The following is a 19,005-nucleotide window of genomic DNA, read 5'->3' on the forward strand; positions in this document are numbered from 1 at the left end:
AACGCTATCTCGCGCTCGTGTACAGCTTCTCCAGGTACGTCGGTTGCCATTGCGGGCCGCGGTTGTAGAGCCGCCGTACCAGCGCGTCCACGTCCAGGCGATCCTCGACCGGGTTGTCCCACCAGTCGGGCACCTGGTCGTACCACCGGTCGATCCGCACCGTCCGCCCGGCCGCGTCGATCCGCGCGAACAACCATCCACCCTGCTCGTCGTCGGCCTCGGCCAGCCACAGCTCGCCGAGCAGCTCGCTGAGCCGCTCCGCCGCGAACTCCGGGTCGTCCACCTCCGGCGGCTCCAGATCGAACCGGTACGACGGCGCCTTCGGATCCAGCACCTGCACCTGGATCGTGAACCCCGACGGCACGATCGCCGTCCGCGCCCGGCACCAGCCCCGCAACTCCTCCTCCGCCCGCGAAACCCGAGGCCGCGGCCGCGGCCGCTCCACCTCGGCCCGCATCGCCTCCTCCAACGACCCCGCCGCCGGCACAACCCGAGGCCCACCCCCACCGATCACCCCCAGCCCAGGCACCACCATCGCACCCGCACCGCCCCCGCCGTACGCCCCCGCTACCCCCCGATCCCGAGCCGCCTCATCATCAAACCCCACAGCCTCCACAACACCGGTCGCCTCATCATCAAAAATCGGCACAAACCCAGTAGGCGTCTCATCTTCCACATCTCCCACAACCGCCCCCGGGCTCCCCCACGCCACCGCCCCAACCGCATGCGGCAACGACTCCAGCTCGGACGGAGGCACAGGCTCAGCCACCGGGTCGGACGGAGGTACGGGCTCGGGCCCCAGCTCGGACGGAGGCACAGGCTCAGCCACCGGGTCGGACGGAGGTACGGACTCGGGCCCCCGTTCAGACGGAAGCACGGACTCGGGCCTCCGTTCAGACGGAAGCACAGGCTCGGGCCCCCGTTCAGACGGAAGCACGGACTCAGGCCCCCGTTCAGACGGAGCCACGGACTCAAGCTCCCGTTCGGACGGAGGCAGGGGCTCAGGCTCCGGCCGTGGGAACGGCTCAGGCAACGGCTCCGGATCCGGCAAAGGCGAAGGCGAAGGCTCCGGCTCCGGCCCAGGTGTGGGCTCGGGACCAGGCACCGGCTCGGGCCCGGGCACCGGCTCCGGCCCGGGCACTGGCTCCGGCCCGGGCACTGGCTCCGGCCCGGGCACTGGCTCCGGCCCGGGCACTGGCTCCGGGCCAGGCGTCGGCGCGGGCCCAGGTGTGGGCTCGGGACCGGGCATCGGTTCCGGGGCCGGTCCTGGAATCGGGCCCGGTACAGGCTCCGGACCCGGAGTTGGCCCGGGACCAGGCACCGGCGGCGCGGGTTCCGGCCACGGCGCAGGCCGAGGTTCCGGCTCCGGCCACGGCTCAGGATGAGGCCGCGGCCAAGGCTCCGGCTGAGGGTAAGGCTCTACCTGACCTTCAACCTCCCCCCGCCGCACCTCCTCAGGCAACCCAAAAGCCTCGTCCTCGTACACAGGCGCAAGGCCCCCGGCCAGGAACTCCGCTCCAACACCACCGGTCGCGTCCTCCGCTCCGGTCCCGCCAGCCTCCTCGTACCGACCCCCGGCCTCACGGCCGTCCGGCACATCGGAGCTCAGCGCGTCACCGTCGGCCGACAGCGCGTCTACGACAGGAATCTCAGCCGTCTGATCGTCCTCATCGACATCCAGCTCCGCCACAAACCCGTCGCGGCTCCGAACGTCCCGCTCATCACCGACCTCACGCATCTGCCCACCAGACGCGCCCAGCCCGTCAACGTGTCCATCCGCTGCCGTACCAACCCCCGCGACAGAGCCCGCCCCGCCGTACGCAGACTCCCCTGATTGGTCGTACCGCCCACCTGGTTCGGAGTACCGCCCGCTCGGCTCGTCGTAGGCTCGTCCGCCCGACTCTTCGGAGGCCCGCCCGCTCGGCTCGTCGTACCCCCGCCCGTTCAGCTCGTCGTACGTCGTTCCCGCCAGCTGCCCGTACGCCCGTTCGGCCGACGCGCCGGCCGAACGGACCGCCGACCCGTCACTCCCGCGGACCGCCGGCTCGTCGTGCCCGCCTCCCGCCAATTGCCCGTACGAGCGTTCCGCCGACTTCTCGGCCGCACCGACTGCCGACCCGTCGCTCGCGCGGATCTCCAGGTGATCATTCCCGCCTCCCGCCAGCTGCCCGTACGAGCGTTCCGCCGACTCGTCGGCCGCATCGACTGCCGCCCCGTCGCTCGCCCCGACAGCCGGCTCGTCGTTCCCGCCTGCCGCCAGCTCGTCGTTTCCACGCCCGAGCGGATCGCCGTACGCCGGTCCCGCCTGTTGACCGTACTGGCCTTCACTCGAGCCAGCGTCCTGGCTGTCCGCCGGGGCGTCCTCTCCGCGTCCCGCCAGTTGCTCTTGCCCATGCGCGGACGGGCCGTCGTACCCCGTTCCCGGATGCTGGCCGTACGTGGGTTCAGCCGACTCGTCCCGGCTGACCGGCTCGATGGCGGTGGGGGCGAAGGGTGAGGGGCCGGTGAAGGACGACAGGTCCTCCTCGTCGGCTGGTGGCTCTGGGTCGAGTACTGCCGCGATTTCGGCTGTTGGCGCGTCGTCATCGAGGTCCGCGTGCGAAGTCGGAACGTCGCTGGAAGCCGGGGCGAACGGCGAACCCTGCGGCGCATGGTCAGCCAACCCGCGCGGCTCGCCGGACGATCCGGCACGTACGTCGTCGCGCGACGGGACCGGCGCGAATGGCGAGTCCGTGGGAGTCGACGCGTCCGCTGCCGGCGCGAAGGGCGGGTCGGAGGGGGTTGATGCGTCCGCGGCCGGTGCGAAGGGCGAAGCTCCCCGGGTTGCCCCTTGGTCGACTGGTGCGAAGGGCGAGTCGGGGGGTACGTCGGTGTCGGACGAGCTCGGTGGCGCCGTGTGGGGCGCGGTGGGTGCGGGGCCGCGTGGGTCCGGGGCGGCTTCGTGGAGCGCCTCGTGTGGGGCGTTCGGGGCTGCTCCGGCTGCGGGGGTCGCGCGGGCTTCTGGGGTGAGGGGTGAGTCGGCGGGCGGCTGGGTCGCTCTCGTGGCGGCTTCGGGTTCTACCCATTTGCCGTTGATCCAGCGGGGGGTGGCCGGGTCGGGGGTTGGGTGGCTATTGGTGGTGTTGTTGGTGAAGGGGGTGTACTCGCTGGTGGCTTCCTCGTCGGACCAGGAGGGTTGTTCGGTGGTTTCCCAGTCCTGCTCGCGGGTCGGCGTCGCGGCTGCGGGGGCGTCGGCGAAGAGGCTGTTGTAGAAGTCCTCGCCCTCGTAAAGGCCGCCGCCGACGCGCGGTGGTTCCGAGGATGGGAGGTTGTGTTCGTACGCCGGCAGCGGCGTCGAGAACGCCGAACCAGCCGCCGGTGTACGGCGTGCAGCATCGGAGTCGGGCGCAAGTCCTTGCTCGAGCCCGGATGCCTGCCCGCCGGTGGGTGCCTGCCCGGGAACCGACGCGTGTCCGGACGCGAGGCCTTGCCCGGGAGCAGGTGCATGTCCGGGTGCGGGTGCGGGTGTTTGTCCGACGGCCGGTGCCTCTCCCGCAGCAAGTGCTTGTCCGGGAGTGGGTGGCTGCCCAGCCGCGAGTGGCTGCCCGTGGGCGGGTGGTTGGCCGTGGGCGGGCGGGTGCTGCTGGAGGGTTGCTGGGGGCTGCGGTGGGGCGGCTTGCAGGTACGGCTGGGCCGGGCGCATTGGGAGGCCGGAGCTGGGGGTGTCGTCGGGGAGGTATGTGCCGGGGGCGGCCGGGTCGGGGCGGGGCGCGGGAGTCGGCTGGGGGGCGGGGGCTGGGTCGTGCTTGCGGCGGCGCAGCCAACCCTGCCGCTTTCGGGTCACCCCGTAGTCGTCCGACCGATCTGCCGGGAACCCGAGGATCTGGTCGTCCTCGTCACCCGGCTCCTCGTGCGTCGCCGACGCGGCGGACTCCTCGTAGGACGCGGCGCCGTACGCGGCGGGGTCAGCGTAGGGGCCGGGTGCGCCGGGCATGGCGGGGTCGGCGTGGGGCGTGAGGGGGCTCGGTGTGCCGTCCGCAGGGTGGTGTGGACCGGCGAGGCCGTCAGCGTCCGCAGGGTGGCGTGCGTCGGCAGGTCCGCGCGCGGTGGCGGGTTGGTGCGCGGCGGGGGAGGGTGGAGCCGCGGCGGGTGGCGAGGTGGGGGTGGGGGGGATGGGTTGGCCGGTGAAGGGGCTGATGCCTGGGGGGACTACGTAGGACTCTTCGTCCTCCGGGGGCGGGTTTACTCCGGTCACGGGGGGTTCAACGAGCGAGGGCTCGGGTGTGTCAGGGGGTTGGGGGAAACTTGCCGGTTCTGCAAAGTTTCGGGTGAAGTCGTCGGCGGCCGCGGACCCGGCGAGCAGGTCCGGCTGCACCGGTGACCTCGGGTCGATGTGGAAGTGAGCGAAGAATGCGCCGAGCGCTTCCGGCGTCAACCCCGGAGACGCAGCGGTCCGGATCAGTTCGACGCCGTACGGGCGGAGTTCGTCGAGGCCGCCCAAGTAGTCGGCCCACTCCGCGACCCACTCGATCATCTCGTCCGCGGCGGCCTCGTCTGAGGTGATCCACTGCCCGATCGGCAGGAAACCGTCGTCGACCGGCTGCCACGGATCACCCGGGTACGACGCGCGTGCCCAGGTCGAGTTGAACGCGCCGTACACGAATCCGAGCTCGCCCGCCGCCTGCCGCTGCCGCACCTCCGGCCGGCCGATCCAGTCCGGCGACCCGGCCAGCAGGTCCTCGCCGGCGGTCTGGCTGTGCTGGGTGTGGAAGCCCCACAGCACGGCCCGCCCGTCGGGGAGCCGGGTCATCCGCAGCACGGAGGCGGTCTCGTCCTGGTGGTGGTATCCGTCGGCGTCGGCGTACCACCGGCGGTCGAAGCCCGTGGCATGGGCGACCGCGGCGAGTGCGGTCCAGCGGGCGCGCAACTCTTCCGGGTCGTCCAGGTCAACGAGCGGCATCAGGTCTCCAAGCGCATTTGGAATCCAGGCCCAGACGCTACCCGAGCCCTCCCCCGCTGACCACCTGGCGGTCGTGGGGCCTCCCGTCCTGGCTGAGGAGCGGAGGGAGCGCAGCGACGAGGGAAGGGCGGGAGTTACAGCCCCATGCCCCGCCGCGACGGAGTCGCGGCATCAGTACTGTCAACAGGCTCGAGTACGGCGACGCACTCGATGTGGTGGGTCATGCCGAACAGGTCGAACGCGCGCAGCGACGCGATCCCGTACCCGAGCCGCCCGAACGTCTTCAGGTCCCGCGCCAGCGCCGCCGGATCGCACGCCACATACGCGACGCGCCGCGGCCCGAGCGCCGCGATCCGCCGTACGACGTCCTTGCCGGCCCCGGTCCGTGGCGGATCGAGGACGACGAGGTCCACGTGCTCCAGCCCCTGACCGGCCGCCTGGTTGAGCACCCGGTCGACGTCACCGTTCTCCAGCGTCACCCCGTCGAGGTCGTGCAGGTTGCGCCGGGCGTTCCGTACCGCGTCCTTGTCGCCTTCGATCGCCAGCACCGCACAACCAGCCTCAGCCAGGAACGCAGCGAACAGGCCGACGCCTGAGTAGAGGTCCAGCGCGGTCTCACCCGCAGCAGGCTCCAGCCCACTCAGTACGGCGTCCACGAGCGTCTCAGGCGCCGCTGGGTGGACCTGCCAGAAGCCCCCGGCCTCCACCAGGAACCGCCGCTCCCGCACCACCTCGACCAGCCGCTCCCCCGGGTCCTGATCGGTCTGTACGGCGGTCTTGCCCTCGGACGAGACCACGGCCTGCACCGAGGACGCCCCCTCCCAGCGCGAACCCAGTACGTCGGGAGTCCCCGGATGCGCGATCAGGCACCGGTCGATCGGGATCAGGTCGTGCGAACGGTGCGCGAACATCCCGGGCCGCCCGTCCACGACGGCGTACCGCATCCGGGTCCGCCAGCCGAGGCCGTCGTCGCCGGGCGATTCCATCACCACGGTCCGCTCGATCCCGCCGATCCGCCGGAGCGTGTCCGACACGACCGTCGCCTTCAGCCGGCGCTGCTCGACGATATTCGCGTGCTGGAAGTCACACCCGCCACACAGGCCCGGACCGGCGTACGGGCACGGCGTCTCGACCCGCTGCGGTGACGGTGTCAGCACGGAGACCGCATCGGCCCGCAGGTATTTCGCGGTCTGCTCGGTGATCCGGGCGTGCACCAGCTCCCCCGGCAGCGCGTGCCGGACGAACACCACCTGCCCCTCGTGCCGGGCGACGCAGTGTCCCCCGTGCGCGACTGGACCTACCTCCAGCTCAACTACCGCCCCGACCAGACTGTCTGAGTCTGTCACCGATCTCCTGACGCCTTGCGGGCACCGCGCCGTACCTGGCCGGCTACCCGTTCCACCCGGTCCTGCCGCTCCTCGGCCCCCTGCGACGAGAGCAGCTGGTAAGGAACGGAGGTAACCATCACACCAGGTGTGAACAAGAGCCGTCCCTTCAGCCGCAGTGCGCTCTGGTTGTGCAGCAAGTGCTCCCACCAGTGCCCAACCACATACTCGGGGATGTAGACCATCACCACGTCCCGCGGCGACTGCCTGCGGATGTCACGGACGTACTGCAGGATCGGCCGGGTGATTTCCCGGTACGGCGAGGCCAGCCGCTTGAGCGGTACCGGGATACCGCGGGCGTCCCACTCGGCCTGGAGCGCGTCCGACTCCTCCCGGTCGACGTCGACCGTCACGGCCTCCAGCGTGTACGGACGGGCCGCTTTGGCGAAGGCCAGCGCACGCAGCGTCGGCCGGTGCAGCTTGGAGACCAGGATGATCGAGTGCACCCGGGACGGCAGCATCAACGGCTCGTCGTCCTCGGCCGACATCTGCCGGCGGACCGTCTCGTAGTGCCGGTGGATGCCCTTCATCAGTAGGAAGAGCACGGCCATCGCGATGATCGCGATGTAGGCGCCATGCGTGAACTTGGTCAGCAGGACGATCACCAGCACGACCGCGGTCATCGTCAGGCCGACCGTGTTGATCACCCGCGAGCGGAACATGTGCCGCCGTTTGGCCCCGTCCGTCTCGGTCTTCAGCAGCCGCGTCCAGTGCCGGATCATGCCGAACTGGCTGAGCGTGAAGCTGACGAACACACCCACGATGTAGAGCTGGATCAGCTTGGTGACCTGGGCGTCGAACGCGATGATCAGCGCCATCGCGAACAGCGCGAGCAGGATGATGCCGTTGCTGTACGCGAGCCGGTCGCCGCGGGTGTGCAGCTGGCGCGGCAGGTACCCGTCCCGGGCCAGGATCGAGCCGAGCACCGGGAAGCCGTTGAACGCGGTGTTAGCGGCCAGGACCAGAATCAGCATGGTCGCGCCGATGACGACGTAGAAGGCCGGCTGGAAGTTCGAGAACACCGAGTCGCCGATCTGGCCGATCACGGTCTTCTGGGTGTAGCCGTCGCCGACGGGCTGCCCGTTCCGGTACAGCTGGGTGGCGGGGTCCTCGGCGTACCGCAGGCCGATCTTGCTGGCCAGGAACAGGATGCTCATCAGCATCGTCACCGCGATCGTGCCGAGCAGCAGCAACGTGGTCGCGGCGTTCTTGCTCTTCGGCTTGCGGAACGCCGGTACGCCGTTGCTGATCGCCTCGACACCGGTCAGCGCGGCACAACCGGAGGAGAACGCCCGAGCCAGCAGGAACACCGCGGCCAGCCCGGTGAACAGCTCGTGCCCGCTCTCCGGCCGGACCTCGAACCCGGCACTCTCGGCCGGCGGGAGGTTGCCGGCGGCCAGCCGGATCAGGCCCCAGATCGCCATTCCGATGATCGAGAACATGAAGATGTACGTCGGTACGGCGAAGACCGCGCCGGACTCGCGGACGCCGCGCAGGTTCATCGCCGTCAGCAACAACACCAGGCCGACGGCCAGCGGTACCTCGTGCCCCTCCAGGAACGGCAGCGCCGACTTCGCGTTCTGGACACCGGACGAGATCGACACCGCGACCGTCAGTACGTAGTCGACCATCAGCGCGCTGGCCACCGTCAGGCCCGCGGTCGGGCCGATGTTCACGGTCGCGACCTCGTAGTCACCACCGCCGGACGGGTACGCGTGCACGTTCTGCCGGTACGACGCCACCACGACGAGCATCACGAACGCGACCAGCAGGCCGATCTTCCACGAGTAGCTGTACGCGGCCAGGCCGGCGATCGACAGCGTCAGGAAGACCTCGTCGGGGGCGTAGGCGACCGACGACAGCGCGTCGCTCGCGAACACCGGGAGCGCGATGCGCTTCGGCAGCAGGGTCTCACCCAGCTGGGTGCTGCGCAGTTTGCGCCCGAGCAGCAGCCGTTTGCCGATATCGCCTAAAGCGGGAGTCACACCGGTGATGTTAGATGGCCGCCAGTTCCGGTGTAGCGTCTATCCCTGCCGAATGAGCCAGCGGCCCCCGCCGGGGCAAGGAGTGATCACCACGTGCACGTCGTCATCATGGGCTGCGGCCGCGTCGGGTCGATGCTCGCGCGCGGTTTGGAGAAACGCGGACACACGGTCGCCATCATCGACCAGTCCGCGGACGCCTTCCGCCGGCTGAGCCCGTCGTACACCGGCCGCACCATCCTCGGGATGGGCTTCGACCGCGAGGTGCTGATCGAGGCCGGGATCGAGGACGCCGAGGCGTTCGCCGCGGTCTCGAACGGCGACAACTCGAACATCCTCGCCGCCCGGGTGGCGCGCGAGACGTTCGGGATCAGCAACGTGGTGGCCCGGATCTACGACCCGGGCCGCGCCGAGGTGTACCAGCGGCTCGGCATCCCCACGGTCGGTACCGTGCGCTGGACCGTCGACCAGATGATGCGGCGGCTGCTCCCGGAGGGCTCCGAGCCCGAATGGCGAGACCCTTCCGGCACCGTCCGGCTCGCCGAGGTGCACGTGCACGCGGACTGGATCGGCCGGCTCGCGTTCGACATCGAGAAGGCGACCGGCGCCCGGGTCGCGTTCCTGACCCGGCTCGGCGAGGGCATGCTGCCGAAGGCCGACACCGTCATCCAAGAAGGTGACCTGGTGCACGTCGTGATGCTGGAGCAGGACGCCCCCACGATCGAGTCCCAGCTCGGCACCAAACCTGAAGAGGCCTGAGGAGCTGTGATGCGGGTTGCCATCGCGGGAGCCGGGAACGTCGGACGATCGATCGCCGGCGAACTGCTCGAGAACGGCCACGAGGTACTGCTGATCGACAAGGATCCGCGGGCGATCAAGGCCGAGTCCGTACCGCGCGCCGAGTGGCTGCTGGCCGACGCCTGCGAGCTGTCGTCGCTGGAGGAGGCGGCGCTGCAGCGCTGCCAGGTCGCGATCGCCAGCACCGGCGACGACAAGGTCAACCTGGTCGTCTCGCTGCTCGCCAAGACCGAGTTCGGTGTACCCCGGACCGTTGCCCGGGTCAACCATCCGCGGAACGAGTGGATGTTCAACGAGGCCTGGGGTGTGGACGTCTCGGTGTCCACGCCGCGGATCATGTCCGCGCTCGTGGAGGAAGCCGTCTCGGTCGGCGACCTGGTCCGGCTGTTCACCTTCCGCCAGGGCGACGCCAACCTGGTCGAGCTCACGCTGCCCGAGGACTCCCCGATGATCGGCCAGCGCGTCGGCGACGTCGACTGGCCGCTCGACACGGCGCTGGTGGTCATCCTCCGCGAGGGCCGGGTGCTGCGTCCGGACCCCGAAGGCACCCTCGAGCTCAATGACGAACTGCTCTTCGTCGCGGCCGACGAAACCGAAGAGCAGCTGGAAGCCATGCTGTCCCCTCATCACCAGCAGCGCCCCGAGTAGTCCTTTTATTGGGAGGTTTCCGGGGCCGGTCGCGGGTAGGGTGCGGGCCTTATGGAGACGACAGAGGTCACACGGGCGGTCGCCGCGGCGGAGTCGGTTGCACGCTCGGTCGGGCTGGCGGCCGGGGACGCTGTTGTCCTGCACAACTCGAACAAGCTGGCCCTGCGATTGACGGGCAGCGAGGTGATGGCCCGAGTTGCTCCGCTCGGGCAGGAGGTCGCCGAGTTCGAGGTCGAGCTCGCTCAGCGGCTCGCGGAGGTCGGGGCACCGGTGGCGGAGCTGGAGCCTCGGGCCGAGCCGCGGGTGTACGTGCACGACGGGTTCGCGGTGACGCTCTGGCGCTACTACGCGCCTGCGGCACCTCAGGTCCCGCCTGCTGACTACGCGAAGGCGCTCGAGCGCTTGCACGCCGGCATGCGTGAGGTCGACGTGCAGGCCGGGCGATTCACGGATCGGGTGGCGGAGGCCGAGTCGATCATCTCCGACCCGGAACTTTCACCGGAGCTCGCCGAAGCGGACCGCCGGTTCCTGGGCGACCGGCTACGAGACCTACGCCAGGCGATCGAGGCCCGCACAGCGGAGGAACAGTTGCTGCACGGTGAGCCGCATCCGGGGAATCTGCTCAGTACGGCGAGCGGCCCACGGTTCATCGACTGGGAGACGTGTTGCCGCGGGCCGGTCGAGTTCGATCTCGCGCACGTTCCGGCCGAGGTCTGCAAGCACTACCCGGGTATCGACCAGGACCTGCTCGACGACTGCCGCCAACTCGTCCTCGCGATGGTCGCCGCCTGGCGCTGGGACATCGGCGACCAGTTCCCAGACCGTGAGTACTTCGGCGAGGAGCTCATCCGCCTGCTCCGCGCCGGTGCGCCCTGGCCGACTCTCGACGAGATCATCAAGAGTCGGTAGAGGATCCTGCGCGTTCCTCAGGCTTGGTCTCGGGCCTGGTGCCGCGGAGCAGGTGGGCGAAGTTGTCCTTGACCTCTTCCCACTTGTCCGCCGGCATCGACGAGCGGAGTACGGCGTACGCGGCCCACAGCGTGACGGCGTAGAACGGGAGGCCGAGACCGATCTTCGCGATGCCGAGCGCGTTCACGTTGTGCGCGAGGTACAGCGGCACCATGATCAGCAGCCGGATCGCGACCTGGCCGGCGAAGACGATCGTGACGCGGTTCAGGCCACGGAACAGGACCGGGTCGTTGCGCCAGCCGAGCCAGGTCTGCGTGATCACGCCGTACAGCAGGCCGAACAGCGGGTACCGGGTCACGATCGTCACCAGGTACAGCACGCCGTAGCCGGCGTTCAGTAGGATGCCGGGCAGGAACGCGTCCTGGGCCTGGCCGGTGTGGTGTGCCGTCCAAGCCGAGATCAGGACGCCGATGAACCCGGCGATCACGCTGGCGATCGGCTTGCGCCGGACCAGCCGGTACAGCGCCACGGCCGCAGCGGCCGAGATCGCGACGATCAGCGCCAGCTTCAGGTTGTGGTCGCTGAACCCGTACACCAGGGTGAACGCGATCCAGGGCAGGCCGACGTCGACCATCATGCCGACCCAGCTGCCGAGTCCCTTGGACGGTGCCGCGGCCGGCTCAGCCATGAGCTTCTTGGGGCCGGAGCTCGTAGCGCGGGTTGAACATCACCCGGTCGCCGTCGACGACGCCGATCCGGCCGGAGGCGATCAGCTCCGAGCCGGCGTGGATGCCGCCGATCTTGCGACGACCGAGCCAGATCAGCTTGACCGTGCCGGTTCCGTCGTACAACTCACCCTCCAGTGCGGGTACGCCGCCGCGCGGGCTGAACGTGATGGTGCGCAGCGTGCCGTACAGCGTGACGAGTTCGCGGTCGTGGCAGCCGGTGATCGAGCGCGCACCACAGTCCTGCGCGAAGTCCTGCAGGACCTCCGCGTCCTGCTGATCGCGGTCGCCGGCCAGACCGCGGAAGGCACGCTTCCACAGCCCCGCGGGTTTGTTGCTACCCATGGTCTCGAGTGTAGTCCGGTTACGCCTGCTCGGCGTCGTTCGGCTGGGCGCCCTCGGGCAGCCGCAGCGGCAGCGACTCGCGGACCGCCATCGGCTCGTTCCCGCGGACCACGATCACGTTGCGGAGCGTGTCGATCATCGGCTCGGCGGCGTCCGGCTCGACCGCGGCGCGGCCCAGCACGGTGGCGCGAAGCAGCCAGCGCGGGCCGTCGACGCCGATCACCCGCGACGTCTGGCTGAAGACCTGACCTTCGGGGTCCTCGACCGGCACGACCAGTTGCAACTCGGTGCCGAACGGCCCCTCGGTCTCGGTCGCCGTACCGCCCATCTTCGCGGCCTCGCCGACGATCTCCTGGCGGACCTCGTCCCAGATGCCGGTCGTCTTGGGCGCCGCGAACGCGCGCAGCTCCAGCGCGGAGTCGTCCAGCATCAGCAACACCGCCTGCACGACACCACTCTGCTCGTCGACCTGCAGCCCCAGCTCCATGCCGGGCATCCCCGCGACCCGCAGCGCGCCGAGGTCGATCCGGTCGTCGGCCTCCAGGTCGGCCGCCTCGACCTCGGCCGAGTCGAACGGACCTTCGGCGCGGGCGTCCGGCCGGTTCGACTCAGCCTCCTCGACGGTCTCGCTCGTCTCGGGCTCGTCGTTCTTGCCCTTACGGCGGAAGATCACAGCTGTTGCCTACTTCCTCGATGCTTCGTCGATGTTGGTACCGGCGCAAAATACCGCGCCGTAGTCTCGCGCATCCGACAGGTCAACGGGTGCACCTGCTCAGCGTGTCACATCGCCGAAACCGCCGGTCGACCCGTGCCCCTGCTCGCCGCGCGCGGAACCCGGCAGCGAGGTCACCTCGACGAACCGGGCCTTCTCCACCTGCTGGACGACCAGCTGCGCGATCCGGTCGCCGCGCCGGATCGTCACCTCGGCGTGCGGGTCGAGGTTGATCAGGTTGATCTTGATCTCGCCGCGGTACCCGGCGTCGACGGTGCCGGGGGCGTTCACGATCGAGACGCCGTGCTTCGCGGCCAGGCCGGAGCGCGGGTGCACGAACGCGGCGTACCCGTCCTGCAGGGCGATCGCGATGCCGGTACCGACCAGCCCGCGCTCCCCCGGCTTCAGGGTCAGGTCGGCGGCCGCCACCAGGTCCGCGCCGGCGTCGCCGGGGTGCGCGTAGGCCGGCAGCGGGAGGTCGGGGTCGAGTCGCTGGATGAGTACCTCGGTCACGAGAGGCGACCCTATCGAGCGGCCCGGGCGGACCACATGCCAGGCTGGTCCCGTGGGCCTGGAAGAGAACAAGTATCGCGAGAGTCTGCGGGTGCCGGTGTCGTGGTGGATCATCGCCGCCGCCACCGTGATCACCCTGTTCGTCATCGTCGCCGTGCCGGTCAACACCCTCGCCGGCGCGATCGTCGGCGGCCTCGCCGCGGTACTGCTGCTGGCGTTGTTCCTGCGGTACGGCGGGGCGCGGGTGGAGGTCGACGAGCAACGGCTGCGCGCCGGGCGCGCCGAGATCGACCGTACGTACCTGGGCGACGTCGAGGCACTGACCGGTGACGCGGCGCGCAACGCGTTCGGCCGGGACTGCGACCCGAAGGCGTACCTGGTACTGCGTAGCTACCTGCCCGGCGCGGTCCGGGTCCAGATCACCGACCCGGCCGACCCGGCGCCGTACTGGCTGATCGCCACGCGGCATCCCGATCGATTGGCTGCCGCGCTCAGCGGGCACAGCGTGGGAAGATCCTGAGGTCAGCCGTCGTACGAGGAGGGTTTGCAGTGGTCGGAGCGAAGATCGGCTGGAAGCTGGTGCAGGCCGCATTCACGATCGTGGTGGGCCTGGCCGCGAGCAAGGCGGTCAGCACGGCCTGGAAGCTGGGGTCCGGTGGCAAACCGCCGAAGGACGGCCAGGGCGAGTACCTGGAGGTCATGAGCTGGGCCGCCGCGAGTGCCGCGGCCGCAGCGGCGGCGAGGTTGTTCGCGGAGCGCCGCGCCGCGGCGTACTACCTGAAGTCCACGGGCCACGCGCCGCCCGGTTACGTCAAGGACTCGACTGCCCCGCTGATCAAGGGCACCGACACCGGGTTGGTCAAGAAGCAGGACTGAGACCCGGCACGACGCACAACAGCGGGACCTTCCCACCGCAGTGGGAGGGTCCCGCCGTGCGTTGTGCGAAGAAGGGCTAGCAGTCAGGCTGCGCAGTCGCGGCAGATCAGCTGCCCGTTCTTCGTTTCGGCGAGCTGGCTGCGGTGGTGAACCAGGAAGCAGCTCGAACAGGTGAACTCGTCGGCCTGGCGCGGGAGGACCCGGACCGCCAGCTCCTCGTGGCTCAGGTCGGCGCCGGGCAGCTCGAAGCTCTCCGCGGCCTCGGCCTCGTCCTCGTCGACCTTGCCGGAGTTCTTGTCGTGACGGCGTGTCTTCAGCTCCTCGATCGACTCTTCGGAAGCGTCCTCGTCCGTCTTGCGCGGGGCGTCGTAATCAGTCGCCATGGTGTTTCCCTGCCCTCTTCGTACCCGTGGTGTTGCCTGCTGAGCCCTTGAACGGGTGGAGCGGCCGAGAAATTCCGCGTCGGCGCACCGCGCTGAATCTTCGTCCCCCGAAACCCTTGACAGCCAGGCCGGGACCGGCACTCACCGTTCCCGAGGACGGGATTGTGCCTTATAAAGGCCCGCAATGCACGACTGGGTCCATGGTGTGACCCGCGTGTCGCCACAAATGTCAGGACCGAACACCAGAATGCTCGTTAATGCTCGGTACTGCGCAGAAACGAACACTCAGGAGAGTCTAAGCGCGCAGCGGGTCGCTGGCGGCGAGCAAGTCGTGGAACGGCTCGAAGAGTGCGGGACTGGCCGCGATCGACATCTCCGGAGACACGGGGGCGCCGTGCAGCCCGCCGATCCGCGCGCCGGCCTCGGCCGCGATCAGTGCACCCGCTCCGTAGTCCCACGGGTTCAGTCCGCGTTCGAAGACCACGTCCAGCCGCCCGCACGCTACGTAGCAGAGGTCGATCGCGCCGACCCCGATCCGGCGGATGTCGCGGACCTTGGTGATCAGCTGCTGGATCACCTCGGCCTGTACCTGCCGGCGGGCAGGGTCGTAGCCGAAGCCGGTACCGACCAGCGCCTTCGCCAGCTCGGTCTCGCCGGACACCCGGATCGGCTTGCCGTCGGCGAACGCCCCGCCACCGCGTGTCGCCGTGAAAACCTCGCCCTTCGGCGCGTCCACGACCACCCCGGCGACCGTCTCGCCGTCCACCTCGACGGCGATCGACACGGCGTACGTCGGGAGGTCGTACAGGTAGTTGACCGTGCCGTCGATCGGGTCGACCACCCAGCGCACGCCGCTGGTACCGACCACGTCGTCGCCCTCCTCGCCGAGGAACGAGTCGTCCGGCCGGGCCTTCAGCACCCGGGCGCGGATCAGCTCCTCGGACTCCCGGTCGACCGCGGTGACCACGTCGGTGATCGTGCTCTTGGTGTCGGCGACGGTGATCGTGCCGCGGCGGCGCTCGACGATCAGCCGCGCCGCCTCCTCCGCCACGTCAACCGCAAGCTTCAGCAATTCATCGGGGGAAGTCATGCGGTTTCCTTAGCTGGGGTCGGTCGGCGGAGCGGGGGGCAGCAGTCGGGCCGGCAGTCGTCCCAGCCCGGGCCGAGTTTTCCGACGCACGGGCGCTCCGGCTGCTCGCCGCGCTCGGCGGCGGCTCGCTCGACCACCAGGTCGCGGAGCATCGTGACGAACTTCGGGTCGGTCCCCGGCGTGGCAGCGCGCGCCATCGGCAACCCGAGCTTCTCCGCGGTCTTCGCGGCCTCGGTGTCGAGGTCGTAGATGACCTCCATGTGGTCGCTGACGAACCCGATCGGTACGACGGCCACGCCGGGCTGCCCCTCGGCGGCGAGGGTCTCGAGGTGGTCGTTCACATCCGGCTCCAGCCACGGCACCTGCGGCGGCCCGGAGCGTGAGCAGTAGACCAGGTCGGTACGCCGGGTCTGCCCGGTACGGCGCTCAAGCTCCGCCGTGATCGACGCGGCGACGTCGTCGTGCCAGTCGACGTACCCGTTGCCGTCCGGGCCGCTGGTCGCGTTCATCGCGGTCGGGATCGAGTGCGTCACGTACGCGATCGCTGACCCTTCCGGCAGCTTGCTCAGTGCCTCGGCGGTCGACTCGACGAACGAGGCGACGAAGCCGGGATGGTTCGCGTAGTGCCGGAGCTTGTCGATCCGCGGCGCGTCCGGGACCGCGCGCGCCGCGTCCTCCAGGTTCTCCCGGTACTGCCGGCAGCCGGAGTACGACGGGTAGGCGGACGTGACGATCACCACGGCCCGGCGGATCCCGTCGGCGGCCATCTCGCGCATCGTGTCGGTCAGGTACGGCGCCCAGTTGCGGTTGCCCCAGTAGATCGGCAGGTCCAGACCGATCTCGTCGAACGACGTCCGCAGCGCCGCGAGCAGCGCCCGGTTCTGGTCGTTGATCGGGCTCTTGCCGCCGAACGCGTAGTAGTGCTCACCGACCTCCTTCAACCGCTCGTCCGGGATCCCGCGGCCGCGGGTCACGTTCTGCAGGAAGGGGAGCACGTCCTCGGGTTTCTCGGGTCCGCCGAACGAGAGCAGCAGGACAGCGTCGTAGGGAGGTGCGGCTGGCGACATATTCCAAGCTTCTCAGACGCCGATGACCTAAGCTGCTCCCGGTCTCTCATGCTCAAGCCCTACGTTCACCTCATGCGCCGCCCCGGCGCCGGTGCGTTCTTCGCGGCCGGCATCCTCGGGCGGATGCCGATCTCGATGATCGGCCTCGGAATCGTGATCCTGATCGCCCAGGAGAGCGGTTCGTACGGACTCGCCGGGGCGGTGTCCGGCGTGGCCGTGATCGCCGGTGCCCTGACCGGCCCGATCCAGGGCCGGCTCGTCGACCGGTTCGGTCAGCGCGGCCTGATCCTGATCGGCTCGGTCGCCTGTACGGTCGGCCTGGCCGGGCTGCTCGTCGCGGTCCGTGCCGAAGCGGCTACCTGGGTGCTGTACGCGCTGTCGTTCGTTGCCGGTGGCACCCGTCCGCAGGTCGGCTCGTTCGTCCGGGCCCGGTGGACGCATCTGCTCGGCCGCGGGCGCGCGCTGCAGACGGCGTTCGCGCTGGAGGCCGTCGGCGACGAGGTCGTCTTCATCGTCGGACCGGTCCTGGTCACCACTCTCGCCACCCAGGTCAGCCCGTACGCCGCCTTGTCCGCTGCCGGCGTACTGGGACTGGCCGGGGGCATCTGGCTGGCTCTGCTGCGCGCCTCCGACCCGCCGGGGCGTGGCAAGTCCGACGGCGCCGAGCAGGCGCCGCTGCCCTGGCTGTCGATCATGCTGCTCAGCCTCATCGGTCTGGGCCTTGGTGCGACCCTCGGCGGCGCTGAGGTCATCACGGTCGCGTTCACGACCGAGAAGGGCCAGGCGGGGCTCGCAGGCGTGGTCCTCGCGATCTGGGCGTTCGGCAGCCTGCTGGCGGGACTCTGGTACGGCTCGGTGCACTGGCGCGCCGCGGTCGAGCGCCGGCTGCTGCTCGGCACCATCGCGCTCGCGATCACGCTGGCGCCGCTCCCCTGGGTCAACAGTGTCCCGCTGCTCGGCGTGGTGTTGTTCTGCTGCGGTATGACGATCGCGCCGACGATGGTCGCGGTCACCGCGTGTGTCGAGGAGTGGGTGCCGCCGGAGCGGCTGACCGAGGCGATCACGTGGACGGTCACGGGCATCCTGCTCGGCGTGGCGCCCGGAAACGCTGCCGCCGGGCATGCGGTCGACATCTGGGGACCGTCGAACGCGTACTGGGTCCCGTTCGGGGTCGGGATCGCGTGTGCGATCGTGGCAGGCATCTCGATCACGTTCGCGCGCCCGAAGGAACGGTTCGCGCACAACTAGGCTTGTATCTCCCGTTACGGGAGGTGTGAGGGTGGCGGGTATGGACCACTCGATCGGTGCGGTGGCGCGGCTCGCCGGCGTGTCGGTGAAAGCCGTGCGGCACTACTCCGACCTCGGGCTGGTGACGTCACGGCGTACTGCCGCCGGCCATCGACGGTACGACGACAACGCCGTCGTACGGCTGCGGCTGATCCGGACGTTGCGTGCGCTGGACCTGGACCTGCCGACGATCCGCGCCGTACTGCGGGACGAACGCCCCCTCGCCGAGGTCGCCGCGACCCACGCGGACGCGCTCGCGATCCAGATCAGCACGCTGCGCCAGCAGCACGCCCTGCTCACGGTCCTGGCCCGAAATCCCGAACTGGAGGATCTTCACCTCATGACCGAACAGTCCGAGCAGGACCGCCGCGCGCTGATCGAGGACTTCCTCAGCACGACGCTCGATGGCGTCGCCCCGGCAGTCCGCCAGAACCTGACGCCCGTACTGCCCGAGCACCCCGACCCGCAGCAGGTCGAGGCCTGGCTGGAGCTGACCGCGCTGGTGTCGTCGCATGACTTTCAGGAGTCGGTACGGCGTCTTCTGGCCGGATATCTCGCACTGGCCGGAGACGATCCGCTGCGCGCGGACCCGGTGTACCGCCGGAAGCTGATCGAACTCCGTCGTACCGAGGCCGGGCCTGACTGGTACCGGTACCAGGAACTGGTTGCCGTGATCAACGGGTGGGCGCCGCCGTCACGGGTTGCGGGGTAGCGGCGCGTTCCAGCCGCGGCGGATCGCGATCAGGCGGATCGTGAAGCAGACCAGGGCGGCGGCGATCGGCACCCACAACGCGTGGTACTCCAGCCACGCGGCGATCACGACGATGCCCGCACCGAGCAGTGCGGGCGTGGCGTAGATCTCGGAGCGCAGTACGACGGGTACGCGGCCGCTGAGCACGTCCCGGAGTACTCCCCCGCCGATGCCGGACAGCGTGCCGAGCAGAGCGGCCGAGATCGGCGACAGGCCGAAGTCGATGGCTTTCAGGGCGCCGGTGACACAGAACAGGGCGAGACCGGCCGCGTCGAAGATGTTCACCAGCCGTTCGACCCGGCCGATCCCGGGATGGAGGAAGAACGTGAGCAGCCCCGCCACGATCGGGACGACCAGGTAGCGCCAGTCGCGCAGCGCGGCCGGGGGCGTCTGGCCGATCAGTACGTCGCGGATGAACCCGCCGCCGAGACCGGTGACGAGCGCGAGCACCTGGATTCCGAAGACGTCCAGCTTCTTCCGGACGCCGACCAGCGCCCCGGTGATCCCGAACACGAAGATCCCGACCAGGTCGAGCACATGCAACACCATGTGCCGAACGCTAATCCACGGGCGCTGGTTCTCTGTCACTTCTATT

General features: G+C 69.9%; 18 protein-coding genes. 7 read left to right on the plus strand and 11 right to left on the minus strand.

All coding sequences use genetic code 11. The features are described 5' to 3' along the window. Positions 1-4: 4 nt before the first annotated feature. The 3 genes from FB475_RS37050 to FB475_RS32940 form a co-directional block, all read right to left on the minus strand. On the minus strand, positions 5-4,939 hold the full coding sequence (locus FB475_RS37050; RefSeq protein WP_185759543.1) for a hypothetical protein: 4,935 nt from the start codon (positions 4,937-4,939) through the stop codon (positions 5-7). 134 nt (positions 4,940-5,073) lie between these two features. Next, the gene (locus FB475_RS32935; protein WP_141861844.1) at positions 5,074-6,285 is read right to left on the minus strand and encodes a class I SAM-dependent RNA methyltransferase; all 1,212 of its coding nucleotides are present in this window, start codon (positions 6,283-6,285) and stop codon (positions 5,074-5,076) included. Further along, positions 6,282-8,309: an APC family permease gene (locus FB475_RS32940; RefSeq protein ID WP_141861846.1), complete on the minus strand. Its 2,028-nt coding sequence runs from the start codon at positions 8,307-8,309 to the stop codon at positions 6,282-6,284. Before FB475_RS32940 ends, FB475_RS32935 begins: the two co-directional genes overlap by 4 nt. A gap of 108 nt (positions 8,310-8,417) precedes the next feature. Between FB475_RS32940 and FB475_RS32945 the strand changes: the two genes are divergently transcribed. From FB475_RS32945 to FB475_RS32955, 3 genes are read left to right on the plus strand one after another with little or no spacing between them, the layout of a single operon-like run. Further along, positions 8,418-9,065: a potassium channel family protein gene (locus tag FB475_RS32945; RefSeq protein WP_272952126.1), complete on the plus strand. Its 648-nt coding sequence runs from the start codon at positions 8,418-8,420 to the stop codon at positions 9,063-9,065. A 9-nt stretch (positions 9,066-9,074) separates the two neighbouring features. Next, complete coding sequence (locus tag FB475_RS32950; RefSeq protein ID WP_141861850.1) at positions 9,075-9,752, plus strand: potassium channel family protein; 678 nt, start codon at positions 9,075-9,077, stop codon at positions 9,750-9,752. Positions 9,753-9,803: 51 nt separating this feature from the next. Then, positions 9,804-10,661 (plus strand): aminoglycoside phosphotransferase family protein, encoded by an 858-nt coding sequence (locus FB475_RS32955; protein ID WP_141861852.1) that lies wholly within the window; start codon positions 9,804-9,806, stop codon positions 10,659-10,661. On the opposite strand, the gene FB475_RS32960 is transcribed toward FB475_RS32955, so the two are convergent. From FB475_RS32960 to dut, 4 genes are all read right to left on the minus strand, one after another. Further along, the gene (locus tag FB475_RS32960) at positions 10,648-11,349 is read right to left on the minus strand and encodes a DUF3159 domain-containing protein (RefSeq protein ID WP_141861854.1); all 702 of its coding nucleotides are present in this window, start codon (positions 11,347-11,349) and stop codon (positions 10,648-10,650) included. The genes FB475_RS32955 and FB475_RS32960 overlap by 14 nt on opposite strands. Then, positions 11,342-11,731: an OB-fold nucleic acid binding domain-containing protein gene (locus FB475_RS32965; protein WP_141861856.1), complete on the minus strand. Its 390-nt coding sequence runs from the start codon at positions 11,729-11,731 to the stop codon at positions 11,342-11,344. Before FB475_RS32965 ends, FB475_RS32960 begins: the two co-directional genes overlap by 8 nt. Positions 11,732-11,750: 19 nt before the next feature. Beyond that, positions 11,751-12,404, minus strand: a complete 654-nt coding sequence (locus FB475_RS32970; protein WP_141861858.1) for a DUF3710 domain-containing protein — start codon at positions 12,402-12,404, stop codon at positions 11,751-11,753. Between the two features lie 99 nt (positions 12,405-12,503). Then, positions 12,504-12,956, minus strand: a complete 453-nt coding sequence (dut, locus tag FB475_RS32975) for a dUTP diphosphatase (RefSeq protein ID WP_141861860.1) — start codon at positions 12,954-12,956, stop codon at positions 12,504-12,506. A gap of 52 nt (positions 12,957-13,008) precedes the next feature. Between dut and FB475_RS32980 the strand changes: the two genes are divergently transcribed. Further along, positions 13,009-13,476, plus strand: coding sequence for a DUF3093 domain-containing protein (locus FB475_RS32980; protein WP_238332591.1), 468 nt, complete (start codon positions 13,009-13,011; stop codon positions 13,474-13,476). A 29-nt stretch (positions 13,477-13,505) separates the two neighbouring features. Then, entirely contained in the window at positions 13,506-13,832 is a 327-nt protein-coding gene (locus tag FB475_RS32985) for a DUF4235 domain-containing protein (protein WP_141861864.1), read from the plus strand. Positions 13,833-13,915: 83 nt separating this feature from the next. On the opposite strand, the gene FB475_RS32990 is transcribed toward FB475_RS32985, so the two are convergent. The 3 genes from FB475_RS32990 to FB475_RS33000 all read right to left on the minus strand — a co-directional run bounded on the left by FB475_RS32990 (position 13,916) and on the right by FB475_RS33000 (position 16,372). Further along, positions 13,916-14,215: a DUF4193 domain-containing protein gene (locus FB475_RS32990; RefSeq protein WP_130379292.1), complete on the minus strand. Its 300-nt coding sequence runs from the start codon at positions 14,213-14,215 to the stop codon at positions 13,916-13,918. A gap of 295 nt (positions 14,216-14,510) precedes the next feature. Next, complete coding sequence (locus tag FB475_RS32995; RefSeq protein ID WP_141861866.1) at positions 14,511-15,305, minus strand: inositol monophosphatase family protein; 795 nt, start codon at positions 15,303-15,305, stop codon at positions 14,511-14,513. After that, positions 15,302-16,372 carry a ferrochelatase gene (locus tag FB475_RS33000; RefSeq protein ID WP_141861868.1) on the minus strand — a complete coding sequence of 357 codons (1,071 nt, stop codon included), beginning with the start codon at positions 16,370-16,372 and terminating at the stop codon, positions 15,302-15,304. The genes FB475_RS32995 and FB475_RS33000 overlap by 4 nt, the downstream gene beginning before the upstream one ends. A gap of 72 nt (positions 16,373-16,444) precedes the next feature. Between FB475_RS33000 and FB475_RS33005 the strand changes: the two genes are divergently transcribed. Continuing rightward, complete coding sequence (locus FB475_RS33005) at positions 16,445-17,620, plus strand: MFS transporter (protein WP_238332592.1); 1,176 nt, start codon at positions 16,445-16,447, stop codon at positions 17,618-17,620. Between the two features lie 40 nt (positions 17,621-17,660). Beyond that, complete coding sequence (locus FB475_RS33010; RefSeq protein ID WP_141861872.1) at positions 17,661-18,371, plus strand: MerR family transcriptional regulator; 711 nt, start codon at positions 17,661-17,663, stop codon at positions 18,369-18,371. Here FB475_RS33010 and FB475_RS33015 read toward each other — a convergent pair. Next, entirely contained in the window at positions 18,354-18,959 is a 606-nt protein-coding gene (locus FB475_RS33015; protein ID WP_141861874.1) for a trimeric intracellular cation channel family protein, read from the minus strand. The genes FB475_RS33010 and FB475_RS33015 overlap by 18 nt on opposite strands. Positions 18,960-19,005: the final 46 nt, after the last annotated feature.

Origin of the sequence: Kribbella jejuensis (assembly GCF_006715085.1) — a bacterium.
GTDB lineage: Bacteria > Actinomycetota > Actinomycetes > Propionibacteriales > Kribbellaceae > Kribbella > Kribbella jejuensis.

What these genes read in the sequence shown, in the direction of transcription:
- FB475_RS32945 (WP_272952126.1), top strand. Translation starts at nt 8,418, where the DNA reads ATGGGCTGCGGCCGCGTCGGGTCGATGCTCGCGCGCGGTTTGGAGAAA.
- FB475_RS33005 (WP_238332592.1), top strand. Translation starts at nt 16,445, where the DNA reads ATGCGCCGCCCCGGCGCCGGTGCGTTCTTCGCGGCCGGCATCCTCGGG.
- FB475_RS33000 (WP_141861868.1), bottom strand. Translation starts at nt 16,372, where the DNA reads ATGTCGCCAGCCGCACCTCCCTACGACGCTGTCCTGCTGCTCTCGTTC.
- FB475_RS33015 (WP_141861874.1), bottom strand. Translation starts at nt 18,959, where the DNA reads ATGGTGTTGCATGTGCTCGACCTGGTCGGGATCTTCGTGTTCGGGATC.
- FB475_RS32995 (WP_141861866.1), bottom strand. Translation starts at nt 15,305, where the DNA reads ATGACTTCCCCCGATGAATTGCTGAAGCTTGCGGTTGACGTGGCGGAG.
- FB475_RS32965 (WP_141861856.1), bottom strand. Translation starts at nt 11,731, where the DNA reads ATGGGTAGCAACAAACCCGCGGGGCTGTGGAAGCGTGCCTTCCGCGGT.
- FB475_RS33010 (WP_141861872.1), top strand. Translation starts at nt 17,661, where the DNA reads ATGGACCACTCGATCGGTGCGGTGGCGCGGCTCGCCGGCGTGTCGGTG.
- FB475_RS32990 (WP_130379292.1), bottom strand. Translation starts at nt 14,215, where the DNA reads ATGGCGACTGATTACGACGCCCCGCGCAAGACGGACGAGGACGCTTCC.
- FB475_RS32955 (WP_141861852.1), top strand. Translation starts at nt 9,804, where the DNA reads ATGGAGACGACAGAGGTCACACGGGCGGTCGCCGCGGCGGAGTCGGTT.
- FB475_RS37050 (WP_185759543.1), bottom strand. Translation starts at nt 4,939, where the DNA reads ATGCCGCTCGTTGACCTGGACGACCCGGAAGAGTTGCGCGCCCGCTGG.
- FB475_RS32960 (WP_141861854.1), bottom strand. Translation starts at nt 11,349, where the DNA reads ATGGCTGAGCCGGCCGCGGCACCGTCCAAGGGACTCGGCAGCTGGGTC.
- FB475_RS32950 (WP_141861850.1), top strand. Translation starts at nt 9,075, where the DNA reads ATGCGGGTTGCCATCGCGGGAGCCGGGAACGTCGGACGATCGATCGCC.